The sequence below is a fragment of the Polaromonas sp. genome (assembly GCF_035638815.1).
Lineage (GTDB): Bacteria > Pseudomonadota > Gammaproteobacteria > Burkholderiales > Burkholderiaceae_C > Polaromonas.
In genome coordinates this window covers 1-15,334 of record NZ_DASQZG010000012.1, presented here as the reverse complement: position 1 = coordinate 15,334, position 15,334 = coordinate 1, and the positions used below count along the sequence as shown (strand labels likewise).

The 15,334-nt window shown below is 60.4% G+C and carries 10 protein-coding genes; 6 read left to right on the top strand and 4 right to left on the bottom strand.

Going from position 1 to position 15,334, the window contains the following annotated elements:
- Position 1: 1 nt before the first annotated feature.
- The 3 genes from VE934_RS06985 to argH all read right to left on the bottom strand — a co-directional run bounded on the left by VE934_RS06985 (position 2) and on the right by argH (position 8,551).
- A complete protein-coding gene (locus VE934_RS06985) occupies positions 2–949 on the bottom strand; it encodes a GSU2403 family nucleotidyltransferase fold protein (RefSeq protein WP_324885741.1) in 948 nt (315 codons plus the stop codon).
- 81 nt (positions 950–1,030) lie between these two features.
- Positions 1,031–6,955 carry an alpha-2-macroglobulin family protein gene (locus tag VE934_RS06980; RefSeq protein WP_324886210.1) on the bottom strand — a complete coding sequence of 1,975 codons (5,925 nt, stop codon included), beginning with the start codon at positions 6,953–6,955 and terminating at the stop codon, positions 1,031–1,033.
- A gap of 180 nt (positions 6,956–7,135) precedes the next feature.
- The gene (argH, locus tag VE934_RS06975; protein WP_324885739.1) at positions 7,136–8,551 is read right to left on the bottom strand and encodes an argininosuccinate lyase; all 1,416 of its coding nucleotides are present in this window, start codon (positions 8,549–8,551) and stop codon (positions 7,136–7,138) included.
- Positions 8,552–8,782: 231 nt separating this feature from the next.
- Here argH and VE934_RS06970 point away from each other — a divergent pair, with 231 nt between their 5' ends.
- From VE934_RS06970 to VE934_RS06950, 5 genes are all read left to right on the top strand, one after another.
- A complete protein-coding gene (locus VE934_RS06970) occupies positions 8,783–9,844 on the top strand; it encodes a sensor histidine kinase (protein WP_324885737.1) in 1,062 nt (353 codons plus the stop codon).
- The gene (locus tag VE934_RS06965; RefSeq protein WP_324885735.1) at positions 9,841–10,587 is read left to right on the top strand and encodes a LytTR family DNA-binding domain-containing protein; all 747 of its coding nucleotides are present in this window, start codon (positions 9,841–9,843) and stop codon (positions 10,585–10,587) included. Before VE934_RS06970 ends, VE934_RS06965 begins: the two co-directional genes overlap by 4 nt.
- A gap of 169 nt (positions 10,588–10,756) precedes the next feature.
- Positions 10,757–11,941, top strand: coding sequence for an AI-2E family transporter (locus tag VE934_RS06960; protein ID WP_324885733.1), 1,185 nt, complete (start codon positions 10,757–10,759; stop codon positions 11,939–11,941).
- 121 nt (positions 11,942–12,062) lie between these two features.
- A complete protein-coding gene (locus tag VE934_RS06955) occupies positions 12,063–12,836 on the top strand; it encodes a TerC family protein (protein WP_324885731.1) in 774 nt (257 codons plus the stop codon).
- An 84-nt stretch (positions 12,837–12,920) separates the two neighbouring features.
- A complete protein-coding gene (locus VE934_RS06950) occupies positions 12,921–13,559 on the top strand; it encodes a tRNA-uridine aminocarboxypropyltransferase (RefSeq protein WP_324885729.1) in 639 nt (212 codons plus the stop codon).
- A 51-nt stretch (positions 13,560–13,610) separates the two neighbouring features.
- Here VE934_RS06950 and VE934_RS06945 read toward each other — a convergent pair whose 3' ends face one another.
- Positions 13,611–14,288, bottom strand: a complete 678-nt coding sequence (locus VE934_RS06945; RefSeq protein WP_324885727.1) for an ABC transporter ATP-binding protein — start codon at positions 14,286–14,288, stop codon at positions 13,611–13,613.
- Positions 14,289–14,696: 408 nt separating this feature from the next.
- On the opposite strand from VE934_RS06945, the gene VE934_RS06940 reads away from it, so the two are divergent.
- Positions 14,697–15,113 (top strand): nuclear transport factor 2 family protein, encoded by a 417-nt coding sequence (locus VE934_RS06940; protein ID WP_324885725.1) that lies wholly within the window; start codon positions 14,697–14,699, stop codon positions 15,111–15,113.
- Positions 15,114–15,334 lie beyond the last annotated feature (221 nt).

Below are 15,334 nucleotides of genomic sequence, written 5' to 3'. Positions count from 1 at the left end.
GTCAGTCGCCGTCCCTGTGCTGCAGATAGCCGTCCCACAGCGCCTCGGTGATCTCAGCCTGCAGCTTGTCCTTCGGACGCTTCAAGGGGTCGCGCTGCGGGTCTGTCGCCAGCACGGTTTTAATACGGATGAAATCCAGCGGATGCAGTGTTTGCATATAGGCCATCTGGCCCGACGCTGCCACCACCAGTTGCCGGAACTTGAGCCCCGCCACCATGTTTTCGCCGGAGTTGACCTGCACCGCCCACAGGTCGTCTTCGCTTGCGCTTATGCGCAGCGGGTGGGGGCCTCCGTCTTTGGCGGTGCGACGAATGATGTCGATCTCGTAGCCATCGTCATTCACTGCGGTCTGCAGTTGGTTGCGCAACACCCGAAAGCTGGGGTCGGCTTTGCGCAGTACCGCGAGCAGGGAGCTGTCCAGGCGGCGCAGCGTGCTGACAAAGGCTGTGCGCTGTCGGGTATCAAACAGCAGATCCAAATCGCGCGTGGCCATGGCCTCAGTGCCCACACGCAAGCCGCAAGCGCTTTCGTAGGCATACATGGCGTTGGTGCCGACGGTTAAAAACTGGGCGGCTATACCGGCTTTTTGCAGGGCTTCCAGAACTTTCACGATGACATTGGGTGCGCGGCCCACGCCATAAAGCCGGTTGAGTTTGCGTTGCTCTTCCAGCCGCGCGCCCAGTGATTTGACCCGCGCCGCGGCGGCTTCCTTGCGCTCGATGAATCGGGCATAGATGGCCTGCGTCTCCGCACTGTCACGGCCAATTGTTTTTTGCGCGCTGGCCGCGCTGGTCCGTATCAGGTAACGCACGCCACGCAACTCGCGCCAGATCATGGAGCCGCGCACTTGCGCCGCATCTTCCAGAGCCTCGGTTTGTGCCCGCATCAGCGCCTGCGCGTCAATATATTGACGCGACTGGTTTTCGCTGAGTTCGAGAAAATCAGGCACGGGTGTTCAATGTAAATAGTTAGAATGGAATATTACATTGAACATATATATAAATCAATAAGTTAAAGAGTTAGCGCGGGGTCACTTCACAGCCTCCACCTTCACCCGTGCATTCGGTATCTCCCCAAACATTTCCGGCGCATACATCGCCTCCACCCGGCTAGGTGGAAGCGCAAAGTCGCCAACATTGTTCAGGCGCACGGTGTATTCCATCTTCACCACGCCCTTGGGCATGTATTCGTAATAACTGCGGAAGGCTTCGAAGCTGCGCTCTTCAAACGCGGGCCAGCCTGCGCCAGTCTTCTTTTCGCCGCTGGTGGCGATTTCAGAGTCGCGGCCCAGGCCGCCACCCAGAATGGTTGCGCCGCCCGGTATCGGGTCGCTGATCACGACCCAGGTCATGTCGGCGCTGGCATTGACTTCGAGCGTGATACGCACCACGTCGCCACGCGTGTAGATGCCTTTGACGGCTTGCTCCACGGGCGTGATGGTCTTCTTGATCTGGTAGCCAGCGTTGAAGGGTGCTTTCAACTGGACAGCCGCGATGGATTGCAGCGTCAGCCAGGGCTTGCCAGGCCCTTGGTGAGTTACGGTCAGCGTGTCCTTGGGCGCCGTGCCCCAGGGCAAGAACATGCTGTTGTTGCGCAGGTTGCCCGGTGAAGCGGGCGCGCCGAAGAAGGTGGTCTGGTTGGGCGCGCCAGCTGCGTCGGTGGTCTTGACGCGGTCAACCCTGGCCCAGTCCACATTGGCTGCGCTGGAGGCCGCAGCGGCCAGCGTGGCTTTGGTCACGCCCGCCACTGGAGTGGCTTCAAATTTTGCCGAGAACTTGTCCAATGCCAAGCCGCCCCACAGGTTGGCCGTGGTGGTGTGCCAGGCGCCTTTTTGCTGGCGTGCAATAAAGCCATTGGCCAGCCGGCCCATGTCGTCTTTCCAGGCCGGGTCGTCCATTACCGCCAGCATCAGGCGTGCGGTGTTGACGTCGCCGTTGGTCATCAGCCACCACCAGTAGTCGTCTTTTTCGGTGCTGAAGATCAGTTTGGTGCCCTGAAAGGAAAGACGCGATCGCAGGACCTGGTTGGCTTCGGCCATGCGCTGCTCACGCTGCGGCACGTCGGCCACACGTTTCAGAATATTGAGCCAGTCGATCACGGCGTGCGTCGGCCACTGGTTAGGCGCAATCGTGATGCTGCCCAGCATGCGGCCCTGCGCCTTGCCGTAACGCGACAGTGCTTCGATTGCCGCGAGTTTGCGCACGTCCAGATCTTTGCGCGGGCTCCAGAACTCACGCTGAATACGTCCTTCAACAAAAGCGATCAGGCCACGCTCCATGGGCGCGCGTGCTTCGTCGGGGAGGGCAAACGCCGGGTTGATACTTGCGGCCTCGTGTGTGGCAGCCAACAGGTAAGCGGTGAGTGCGTCACTACCACGGGCAGCTTCACCGTCACGCGGCGGGAAGTAATTGGCCAGGCCGTCGCTGTCCAGGTAGCTGGGCAATTGGGCCAGCACGGTTTGCCACAGCTTGCCATCGCGCAGGCCCACGGATTTGCTGGTTTTTTGTTCCAGGCAAATGAAGGGGTAACGCGCAAACCAGTCGCGCACGCCATCCATGCCTTCTGCCAGTTTGGGCTGCAGCGACATTTTCAAACCACCGCGGCCGGGCAGGGCGTCCGCCGGCGGATTGACGTCGAGTGAGAAAGCACCATCCACCTGCACCAGCGTGGCTTGCTGCACCGTCAACGGCACCGCCGGAACGATGCGCTGGCGTGCTTTCAGACCGTCGCGTGCACCGCTGACCGTGTCTTTCGCTTCGATCTCCCACAAAATTGCTTCGGCACGCGTCAGCGCCAGCTGCGCCGGTGCGGTGACCATCCACGCCACCTCACGCGCTTCACCGGCGGGAATGTCCACCGTCTGCGGTTTGAGGTCGAGCAGCGTCGCGCGGGGACTGACCTCGACTTTCATTGCCGCCTTGGTGGTGTTGCGCAATGTCAGTTGCGCGCGATACTCGTCGTCCTCACGCACCAATGGCGGCAGGCCACTGATGATTTGCAGGTCCTGCGTGGCGCGGATAGAAGTCTGCCCGGTACCGAAGAGGCCGGTAGATGCGTCAGCGACCGCAACAATCTTGAAGGTGGTCAATGCGTCATTCAGCGGCACCGTCACCACGGCCTGTCCCTGGGCGTCCAGTTGCACCCTGGGGTTCCACAGCAGCAGGGTTTCCAGCAGCTCACGTGTGTTGCTGCGTCCGCCGCCGCCACCGGCTGGCACGGCCTTGCGCCCGTAGTGTCTGCGCCCAATGATTTCCATTTGCGCGGTTGAGGTTTCCACGCCCCAAGCCCTGCGCTGCAGCATGGCCTCCAGCAAACCCCATGAATCGTTGGGCATCAGCTCCAGCAGTGCCTGGTCCACAGCTGCCAGCGCCACTTCTGCATTGGCCGCTGGCTGCCCGTTGGGCAGCTTGGCAGTGATGGTGACTTTGGCCTGGCCGCGCACCGGGTAACTTTCTTTGTCGGCCTTGACCGTCACATCAAGCTGGTGCGCTTTGGTGCCCACACGTATTTCGGCAAGGCCGAGCCGGAAGGCGGGCTTGCTCAAATCGACCAGTGCGGTGGGCGCTTCATACTCACGCCCCTCGTACCAGAAGGAGCTCCACCATTCGCGCGGCGCTTTGTAGCCCCAGGTAAAAAAGCTGTACCACGGCACCTCGCGCAGGCGGCCACGCAGGGCCAGCACGCTCACGTACACATTGGGCCCCCAGCCTTCCTTGACCTCAAGCTGAATCGTCGGGTCCTGCCCATTGAGCTGCACCACCTGGGTTTGCACTATGCCCTCGCGTTCAATTGCTACCAGCGCGGTTGCAAAACGGAAAGGCATACGCACCTGGAATTTGGCGATCTCGCCAGGCTGGTAGCTCTTCTTTTCAGGCAGCACGTCCATGCGGTCATGGTTCTCGCCACCAAACCAGAGCTCCCCCTGCTTGGTGACATAGACCGAGCTCGCAGCCTGAATGCTGCGACCCTCACTGTCTTTCGCCGTGACGATCAGCTCCACCTCGCCGGGCTCGCCCAGTTTGGCTTCGCACAGCAACAATCCGCGTGAATCGCTTTTGCCGCTGCAGACACTGCCGAGGTCTTTGATGTCGGTCTTGTTGTCGTAGGTGTAAAAGCCGCCCACCATGCGTTTGCGGCTGGTGGTCACAATGCGCGCCACGGCTTTCACGTCCAGCGCTGCGCCAGCGGCAGGTTTGCCGTCCAGGCCCAATGCCAGCGCCTGAAACTTGATCTTCTGACTGCTCGATACCCAGCCCTCGGTCTTGATGCCCGCCACCACAGCGGCGGGCCAGAGGGTGGAGACACTGCGTATGGTTTGCACCTCACCGTTCGGGTCGGCGTAGGTGGCTTCAAGCAGCAGCTCTTTGGGTTGCTTGGCCGTAGGCACGTCGGCGATGGTGACTTTGCCGCCGCCATTGCGGTCCAGGGTCAGGGGCAATTTGTCGGCAATCACACGCTGGTCTTGCGTCGCCGCGGCTTCTTCTTCGCCACCTGTGCTGTCACCCTTGCGCACGCGCGGCGGGGAGAAGTTGAATTCTTCAAAGTCGCTGTAAGCCAGATACTTGCCACGTACCAGCGCCGACACGCGCACCGGCAGGTTCACCGCACCGCCGCCCGCCACGTAATTGATTTGCACGTCGGTGGGCACTTCCTTCACATTGACCAGCGGCTTTTTATCGACGGGACTGATGCGCCCCTCGAGCACTGGCAAGCGGAACTCTTCCACACGGAACTGCCCGCTGTTAAAGCTGCGGCTGCGCCCCTCGTCCCGGCCCTTGAGCTGGACCTCGTAGATGCCCAGCTTGGCCGCGGGTGGAATCGAAAAAGAGTTTTCAGCGCTTTGGCCGCCGGTGGCTGTCTTGCGCCAGACAATGGGTTGCGTGTATTGCTGGCCGCTACCTACGTGGGTGAGTACCAGCGTGGCAGGGGGCTCCTGCGACAAGCCAAAGCCCTGGCTGGTCTCCGTGCGAAGGATGTGCTTCATGGACACCGTTTCGCCGGCGCGCAGCAGGGTGCGGTCCAGAATGGTGTGCGCACGCGCATCGGGCTGCGGTTCTTGGCTGGTCGGCACATTGAAGCGCCAGGGCTCTATGCCTTTTTGCCAGTTGCTCCAGGTAAACGCCAGATCTTCAATGCCATTGGCCGTGGCTCGCGCACTCACAAAATAAGCGTTGCCGCCGTAATCGCCATCACTGCAGCGCAGCGGCTCTGACGACAGGCCGGTGAAACGGGCAATACCTTGCGCATCGGTCACGCCCTTGGCCAACTCTGTGCCCCGGCAGTCCGACACACGCACGGCGGCACCGGGCACCGGTGCGCCCTTGTCCAGCGTGGTCACCCAGGCCAGCGCGTTTTCGCGGCCCAGCTTGAAATGCACGCCCAGGTTGGTCACCAGCGCCGAGGTGCGTACATACATGGTGCGGTTTTTGCCGTGGCGCTCATCGAGCAACGACGTGCCAAGCTTTTGCGAGGCGATTTCAACAACGTGGAAACCCGGTGAGAGCGGAATGCCGACAACCTCGAACGGTCGAGGATCGTCGTTAACCGGTTTGGGCAAGTCCAGCGTTTTGACGCCGGGTTGACCGTTCAGCAATGAAACCATGCGCGACTGCACATACTCCTTGTCCTGTGGGTCAACCGCTTTGGGCAGTGCGACTTTGGACTCCCTTGCGGCCTGGGCACGGTCCACCTGGAAACTGTTGTAGTGCTCTACCTTGCGAAACCAGGCAATGATGTCAGCGTCATTTTTAGGTTGCAGGTCGCTCACCTTACCGGGGGCGAGGCACTTGACCTGCAGTGCGGCTTCCACGTTGCGCAGAGTCACGGGTAGCAGCGCCGGGTCGCCCGGTTTGGCCAGTGGTTCGGCAAAACGCTCAACGATGCCAAAAGGCGCGGCGGCAAATTTGGCAAGCGGGGGCCGCGCGCCCGTCGCAACTTTTAACGGAAAGTTATCGGCGTTGCGCAGCGTGCGGCCAGAGGCGTCCTTGAAATCCCTGGGCAACTCCAGCGTAAACGGGGTCTGTTCGTCAAACGGCGGTTTGAAGCTGATGCTGTTGACCACGTTGTCACCGTCGCCGCTGTCAGCGTCGAAAACGGGCTTGAGCGTGTCTTTGCCCGACTTCAGGCGAATCGCCTCGGCCAGCTTGCGCGGCACTGGCGCGTTGAAGTTCAGGCTCATGGGGCTGATCGGCAGGCAGGCTGACTGCGCGTTTTCCCGCTCGCAGGTAAAGCTGGCAGCAAACGGCTCGCGCACCTGAAAGTTGTAGCGCCTCTCCACCGTGTTGGCGATGCCGCTGGGCGTGGCAACGCCCTTGCCGTACACCAGCTGCATTTTGCTGGCGGGCGTCAGCCGCCGGTTGCAGGCCAGCGTGACAAAACGCAAAGGGTCCGCAGCGGCGCTCTTGTCCAGGCCCAGGGACTTGAGCAACCCGTCCCGATCCTTGCCCTCAATCAACTTGACCGGTACCCGCTCCCCCAGCCCGTCGACAGAACACCAGACGTTTTCCTGCACGCTGGGCAGGGTGGCAGGGCCATTAAGCTGCATGACGAAATATTGCTCTTCATCAATGCGCTGGGAGGTTCCGGGACGAAGATTTTGGATAAAGGGCCCGCCGGTGTTGAATTTGTACGACTGCTTGCCTGTGATGGGCAGGCTCTTGGGTGACTGAAACGTGGGCGCAACATTGAGCGTGCAGCTCACACCTGGGGGCAGGTCGTTGTCAAAATCAAACACCCACTGCCGGTCGTTCAGCCAGCGCCCGGTGCCACCTGTGGCTTGCGCGTCACTGCAGCTGAGCGTGAGTGGCGCGGGCGCCTTCGGGTCACCAAAATTAACCGCACTTTCGTCAAACTTGGCAACGACTTGCCGCACCCGGGCGATTTCCCCTTGGGGCGAGAGGCTGGTGATCTGCAGGGCGTGCGCGTCGGCATGCAGGTACAAAGCAGCGGCTGCCATCAGCGCTGCGGCGGTTTTTATAGTGCTTGAAGCCACGGGTCCTCCTCGTTAGGGGGTCAAGCGTAGCTGATTTGCATGTAACAAAATAGCGCGTTGACACGGAAAAAAGGCGCAAAAAAAGCGGGTCACACCCGCCTTTTAGTTGCGCCGTCGCAGCAGTGCTACGGGCTAGGGTCTGTATCAGCCCTGCGGCAACCGAGCCCGGTGCCGTGCGATTTGCGCCTTCACCTGCGCCGGCGCCGTGCCGCCCAGGGTGTTGCGGGCGTTCAGCGAGCCGCGCAGGCTCAGCACGTCGTACACATCCTTTTCAATTTTCGGGTTGAACTCTTGAAGCACCGAGAGCGGCAGTTCAGACAAGTCGACCGCGTGTGAGATGGCGGCTTTGACCGCATGGGCCACCGCCTCATGCGCATCGCGGAAAGGCAGGCCTTTTTTGACCATGTAGTCAGCCAGGTCAGTCGCCGTGGCGTAGCCCTTGAGCGCCGCTTTTTCCATGGCTTCGGGTTTGACGGTGATGCCGCCCACCATCTCGGCAAAAATGCGCAGCGTGTCTTTGAGCGTATCCACGGTGTCAAACAGCGGCTCTTTGTCTTCCTGGTTGTCTTTGTTGTAGGCCAGCGGTTGGCCTTTCATCAGCGTGATCAGGCCCATCAGGTGGCCGACCACGCGGCCGGTTTTGCCGCGCGCCAGTTCGGGCACGTCGGGGTTTTTCTTCTGGGGCATGATGGACGAGCCGGTGCAAAAGCGGTCGGCAATGTCGATAAAGCCAAAGCTCTGGCTCATCCACAACACCAGCTCTTCGCTAAGCCGGCTGATGTGGATCATGGCTATTGAGGCGGCGGCCGTGAATTCAATTGCAAAGTCGCGGTCGCTGACGGCGTCCAGGCTGTTTTGGCAAACCTGGGGCTGGCCTTGCTCGTCAACCATGCCCAAGGTTTTTGCGACGCGCTCACGGTCCAGCGGGTAGCTGGTGCCCGCCAAGGCGGCTGCGCCCAGCGGCAGGCGGTTAACCCTTTTGCGCACGTCGTGCAAGCGCTCCGCGTCGCGTGCAAACATCTCGACATAGGCCAGCATGTGATGGCCAAAGCTCACCGGTTGGGCCACCTGCAGATGCGTAAAGCCCGGCAGGATGACCTCTACATTTTTCTCGGCGATGTCCACCAGGGCCTTTTGCAAATCGGTGAGCAGGGCGCTGATCAGATCGATTTCACCGCGCAACCAAAGACGCACGTCGGTAGCCACCTGGTCGTTGCGCGAGCGGCCGGTGTGCAGGCGTTTGCCTGCATCGCCCACCAGTTGGGTCAGGCGCGCTTCGATGTTCAGGTGAACGTCTTCCAGATCAAGCTTCCACTCAAAGGTGCCTGATTCAATGTCTTTGCTGATCTGGCCCAGGCCCTTCTGGATGGCTGCATGGTCGGCGGCACTCAGGATTTTTTGCGCAGCCAGCATCTCCGCATGGGCCAGCGAACCGGAGATGTCCGCCTGCCACAGCCGCTTGTCAAAAAACACGCTGGCGGTGTAGCGCTTGACCAGGTCGCTCATGGGTTCTGAGAACAGGGCAGACCAGGCTTGGGACTTCGTGTCGAGTTGGCTCACTTCGGGCTTTCTATGGGGTGCGGTCTGTCGGCGGCTGGTGCAACTTCAGGGGCCCGTCAGGGGCGCCATTTTGCCGAAAGTACGGGTTTTGGCGCAGGTTTTCAGGCTGCCTTGGGTGCAATACTACTGAACCGGATTTTATCTGGGTGGCGAGCCGCTACATTTGCAGGACCTTGGCCGCCGGCCCACGCCACAGCGCATTCGGCAGGAATCGACAGCAAATCATCTCCCATGAGCCTTAAGCCCGACATCATTGCCTTCGACGAGTCCACCGTGCTGGGTGCTTTCAGCCAGCCGGATGACGGCTTGGTGCGCGCGCCCGAAAGCGCGCATATTTTCGATGCCTGCAATGTCGGCGTGGTGCTGCGTGCGGTGTTGTTTGTAGAGGCGGCAGTGGGCGTGGGGGCCATGTTTGGGCCGGGTTCCTCTGTCGACTGGCTGCTGCGATTTTCCCTGCTGACCGGTGGCGTCTTGCCAGCGACGCTGGCCTGGCTGATCGCTGCCTGTGTGCTCAAAGACCATTTGGCAAAACTGGAGCCGGCGCATCAGTGGGCGGCTGGCATCGGCCTGGGAGCTCTGGCCGGCGTGGCCGGCTGTGGTCTGCTCATGCTGGTTGGCTTGATCAACCCGGCACCGTGGTGGGCCAGTGCGGCCACGGGGGCGCTGCTGTCATCGGTTCTGGTTGCCGGGTTGGTCTGGCGTACCAAGGCGCGTACGCCGGCCGCCACAGCCGCCCGGCTGGCCGAGCTGCAGTCACGCATCCGGCCCCATTTTCTGTTCAACACCCTTAACAGTGCCATCGCCCTGGTGCGGGCAGAGCCAGCCAAGGCAGAGGCCGTGCTGGAAGACCTTAGCGAGCTGTTTCGACATGCACTGGTTGATCAGGGCGAATCGGTCACGCTGGGCGAAGAGATTGCGCTGGCCCAGCGCTACCTCGCCATCGAGCAAATTCGTTTTGGGGAGCGTTTGCAGGTGCAGTGGAGTCTGGACCCTGAGGCCGACAGAGCCAAGCTGCCGCCCCTGCTGCTGCAACCTCTGGTGGAGAACGCGGTGCGCCATGGGGTGGAACCCAGCGCCCAGGGCGCCCAGATCAAGATATCAAGCGTTCGCCGGGGCAGCATGGTGGTACTCAAGGTGACCAACTCAACGCCCGCGGGCGCAGGCGAGCGTGGGCATGGACTGGCGCTGGCCAATGTGCGCGAGCGCCTGGCCCTGCTCCACGACGTACAGGCCCGCTTCACCACAACGGTCAACGACGGGATGTTTCAGGTCCGGCTGGAGCTTCCGCTGTGACGGCCCCGCTGCGCGCGCTGATTGTGGACGACGAGGCGCTGGCACGATCGCGCTTGCGCACCTTGCTGGGCGACTGCAAGGACCCAACCGCCGTAGTGACCGCTGAAGCCGCGCATGCTGTGCAGGCAGTGGCTGCGCTCCAGCGGGACAGTGTGGACCTGGTGCTGCTGGACATCCATATGCCGGGCGCTGACGGCATCACGCTGGCGCAAACCATTGCCCAGCTGCCAAATCCGCCAGCGGTGGTGTTTGTCACGGCGCATTCAGAGCATGCGGTGCAAGCCTTTGAGCTTGAAGCGGTGGACTATCTGACCAAGCCAGTCCGGCTTGAGCGGCTGCAGCAGGCACTGCAAAAGGTGGAGCGTCTGCTGCAGGCAACCAAGGCCCCGCCGTCGGATACGGCTGATGAACACCTGATCATTCAGGATCGCGGGCGAACCGAACGCGTGCCGCTGACCGAAGTGCTGTACCTCAAGGCAGAACTCAAATACATCACCGTCCGTACGGCGGGCAAGAGCTACATTTTTGATGGCAGTCTCAATGAGCTGGAAGAGCGTTACGCCGCGCAGTTCATGCGTGTGCACCGCAACGCGCTGGTGGCTCGGCGCGTGATGCGGGCGCTGGAGAAGCATTTTGACCCTGAAGAGGGCGAAGGCTGGGCGCTGCGCCTGCAGGGCGTGGACGAACTGGTGGCCGTGTCACGCCGCCAGCTCAGCGCGGTGCGGGAGGCGCTTGTCGCCTGATGTGCAAGCCGTTCAGGCGCTGCCAGGCTCTCAGGGTAAAGCCGGGGCGCGTGGCCCGATTCCAGCGGAGGCGTCCTACAGCGCTTGAAGGCTTGCCCGGATTAAATTTGATGCGGATGAAGCCGACACTATTGGTGCCTTGCGCACACAGGGTAACCAAGGAAAAACGATGACCGACATACCTGCCGCAGACGCGCCTCCCGCAGACACACCGACCACCGAGCCCACACTCCTTTCGCTGGAAGCTCAAAGGGTGCTCCTGCATATGCCGGTAGACATTCGCAGCGTGTCGCTGGTGGTGCTGGCGGCTTTGGCGAGTCTTTTTGTCCTGCACTGGGCGAAGGCAGTGTTCATACCTGTCATGTTCAGTGTGCTTGCCAGCTATGCGTTATCGCCTGTTGTCAACTGGCTGGAGCACAAACGCGTGCCGCGCTGGCTGAGCGCCGCCGTCCTGTTGATTGCCATTCTCGGCACCATCGGTTTAACCGCCTATTCGCTCAAGGACCAGGCAACGCAACTGATCGAGTCTTTACCGACCGCGGCGCAGAAGTTCAGGCAGTCCATGAAAAACCGGACAAACAATGAAGACTCCACACTGGAGACCGTGCAAAAGGCGGCCACCCAGATTGAGCAGGCCGCGCAGGAAAGCGCTGCCAAGTCAAGCACCCCCAGGGGAGCAATGCGTGTTGTGGTGGAGCAGTCGCGCTTTAATGTGGCCGACTACCTGTGGACGGGAACGCTCGGTTTGATCACGGTGATTGGTCAAACGACGGTGGTGATTTTTCTGACGTATTTTTTGATGCTGTCAGGCGACACCTTCCGGCGCAAATTGCTCAAGCTGGCGGGCCCCAGCCTCGGCAGCAAAAAAATCACTTTGCAGGCGCTCCATGAAATTGCCGAGCAGATCCAGCGCTATCTTCAGGTTCAGGTGTTGCTCAGTTTGTTGGTGGGGGTGCTGACCTGGATCGCACTTGCAGCCATGGGCATGAACAACGCGGCGGTCTGGGGCATTGCTGCCGCCATCCTGAATCTCATCCCTTATGTCGGGGCGCTGGTGACCGCGGGGGCGACCGCACTGGTGGCGTTTTTGCAATTTGGCTCGCTCAACATGGCGATGGCCGTAGGAGGCGCGTCACTCGTCATCCACACCGTCGTCGGTAACCTTTTAACGCCATGGCTAACCAGCCGTACCAGCCGCATGAGTCCGGTGGCGGTGTTTGTGGGGCTATTGGCGTGGGGTTGGTTGTGGGGCGTGTGGGGCCTGTTGCTGGGGATTCCCATCCTCATGATGGTCAAAGCCATCTGTGACCGGGTGGATGATTTGAAGCCAGTCGGAGAGTTTCTCGGAAGCTGATGCCGCAGCGATGTGCTTGCCCGCAGACTGTCCAAGCCAAACCCTCGGCTCACTGGTTTAAAGTCATGTGGTTGCCACCCCTTCTTTGGTGGCGCATCAATATGATGAAAGAGATAGTGCCATGATGGAATTGCTAACCGACCCTCAAGCCTGGATTGCCTTCGGCACACTCACTGCGCTGGAGCTGGTGCTGGGCATAGACAACATTGTTTTCATCTCTATCCTGGTGGACAAGCTCCCAAAGGAGCAACGCGAACTGGCCCGGCGCATCGGTCTCTTTATGGCCATGTTCATGCGTATCGGCTTGCTGCTGGTGCTGTCCTGGATCATCGGCCTTGTGGCGCCGCTCTTTACCGTTCTTGGACAGGAAATTTCAGGCCGCGACCTGATTTTGATCGGCGGCGGCCTGTTCCTGATCTGGAAAAGCACCGGGGAGATTCACCAGTCGCTTGAGGGGGAGGAGGGCCACAGCTCCGCCGCAGTCAAGGCGACTTTTGGTGCGGTGATACTGCAGATCATGGTGGTGGACATGGTGTTTTCGCTGGACTCGATCATCACCGCTGTCGGCATGGTTGACAGCCTGACCGTCATGGTGGCGGCGGTCATTGCGTCGGTTGGGTTGATGATGCTGTTTGCCAGCGCCATCGGTCGGTTTGTGTCTGACCACCCCACCGTGAAAATGCTGGCCCTGTCCTTCCTGGTGGTGGTGGGTGTGGTGCTGATTGCCGAAGGCTTTGACCACCATGTCCCCAAAGGCTATGTCTACTTTGCGATGGCATTTTCCATTGCGGTGGAAATGCTCAATCTGCGCCTGCGCAAAAAATCAGCCAAGCCCGTTAACCTGCGCGAGGCCTACGCGGCTGACAAGAAGCCTGGTGACACCCCGGCGGATTGAACCGACGGTTGCAGGCATTTCGTGCCGATTGCCCATATTCCACGGGCGACGTCAGCTATTAAAGTGATAGCAGACGATGACCCGATGACCGCCCGGCAACATCATCCGGTTCAGGCTGCGGGCGGGCGCCGCCAGCAATGTGCAGGCTGCCAGCGCCCGCAAAACGCCTGCATCTGCACATGGGTCACCCCGGTGGCTCATCAGGTGGAGGTGCTGATCCTTCAGCACCCGCTGGAAGTCAACAACCCCAAGGGCACGGCGCGCCTGCTGCACCTTTGCCTGCCGCACAGTCGTCTGCTGACGGGTGAGGTCTTCGACGCGGCGGTTCTGTGCGCGTCCGAGTCGCGTCATACCCTTTTGTTGTATCCCGACATGCCGCAAGACCGGGCGTTGGGTATTGCCGCTCCGCCTGCCTTGCCGCCCGACGCTTTGCGTGATGCAGCATGCCTGCGCCTGGTGGTGCTTGACGGCACCTGGCGCAAGAGCCGCAAGATGCTGCATCTCAACCCGGCGTTGCAGCAGTTACCCCGCCTGTCACTTCAGGGGCTGCCAGTGTCGCGCTATCGCATCCGCCAAACCCACCAGCCTGACCAGCTGTCCACGCTGGAGGCCACTTGTGCAGCACTGATACAGATCGAGGGCAATGCAGAGAAATTTCAAGTCTTGATGACGGCCTTTGACGGTTTTGTGCGGCAACAGATGGGCTATCTGGCGAGCCACTGATGCTCCCGCAAAGGGGTTTGGGAGCAAGGATGCCCGGATACAAAAGCTTGGTCAGCCGCCCAGGTCAATGGTTGCTGCCAGCAGCACACCAACCGGCGCCGTGTAGTCAGCCACCACAAACGTGCGCTCAGGGTGGGCGGCGACCTCATTCAACATCGACAACACGCACACAATCGACGCCCTGTCCAATGCGGCAAAGGGCATGTCGAGCAGCGTGAGCGCCGCACCCGAGGCAAACGCGGCCGCCAGCCATACCTTGCGCCTGGAGCCGGTGGAGAGCATAAAAAGCTGTTTGTCCAGATCGGGCCCCAGCGCCAGGCCATCGACGTAACGGGACAGCGTGCGATCGTCAAACCCGGCATAAGCGCCGCGCCGCAAATCGAAAAATACTGCAGGTGTCATTTGATCGAATGCAAGGGTGCGCGGTTCAATCCAGAAGACCCGCTGCCGATACTCTTTGGCGTGCGTCGTCAAGCTGAGTCCGTTGATCACGAGCTCACCGGCACTGGCCACCAGTTCCCCGGCGAGCAGGCGCAGCAGCGTTGTTTTGCCGCGTCCGTCCCCGCCCAGCACCAGCGACACGCCGGGCGGCAACGAAGCCGACCACTGCGAAAACAGCGCGTGTCCAGGGTAGCCAAAGTTCAGGCTTTTCACTTCAAGGATGGCGGGGGAGATGGGGGACTTCATTCCGGTATTGGACACGAATCCGGGCGTGCGTCTTGTTCCCATCGGGGTGGTCTCAGAGTGGAAAACGCTAGCAATTAATAGCTGTTTGCACCCGTGCCATCTGGGCAAGATGCTGATTTGATGCTTCAATATCCCCTCGGTCACATGCGCCTGTAGCGTATGTATTTGCAAAGGCAGTCGTTTCAGGTAGACCCTTTTCCGTCCTGAAGCTATAGTGCATGCGCCGGACCTGCTCACGCACCTGATCAAGCAAGGGAGCGGACTGCAGTGGAGGCGTACACGGTTCATGGGAAATTGAGACCTGCTTGTTCGAGCGGTGTATCGACCGCAAGCCCTGCATGCAAGCGGGTTGCACCGTCTTTCCAAAAAAGATGTATCTACAAGCGTCGGGTGTATCGACCTGGTTTTGCCGTCTACATTACGTTAAACATCTCCATCACCAATAAACCTATGTCCGAATACTTTAAGAAGCACGACACACTTCACGACGACGAGTCCGATGCCGTTCGTTCGATAGAGAGAACCAGACTTTCAGCCTTGGTGGAGCGAAACATTGAAGTGGCACGACCTCTTCACGCAGCCGATTTTCAACTCGTCACGCCTGTTGGCATGCTCTTCTCGAAAGAACAATACCTCGGCGCAATCGCCACTGGTGGTCTTATCTATAACGCATGGGATCCCAAACAAATCGAGGTGCGCCTGTATGAAAACACCGCCGTAATTCGGTACCAGTCGAGCATGGAAGTCACCTTCGGGCCACATCACATTTCGCGCGCTGAGTACTGGCATACCGATCTCTACGAAAAACGCGCTGGTTCATGGCAAGTAGTTTGGTCACAAGCTACGGGAATTCAGGCAGCCGCATAGATTCCGCATTGCGTGCGGCCGGTAGAAGGCGGTCCCTCTGCTCCAGATGTCTCACCCCTCCATCGAGAGGACGCGACCCGGCAAGCCGGGTCAAGCCTCTTATGTCAAACGTTGATATGGCTTCTCTCTGTCAACAGGCCACAGCGATTTCTCTGCACCTTTACAGATAGTAGATTCTTCCTCTTTGGCCGGATGAGGAACGCGGCGGAGCCCTTTAGCTG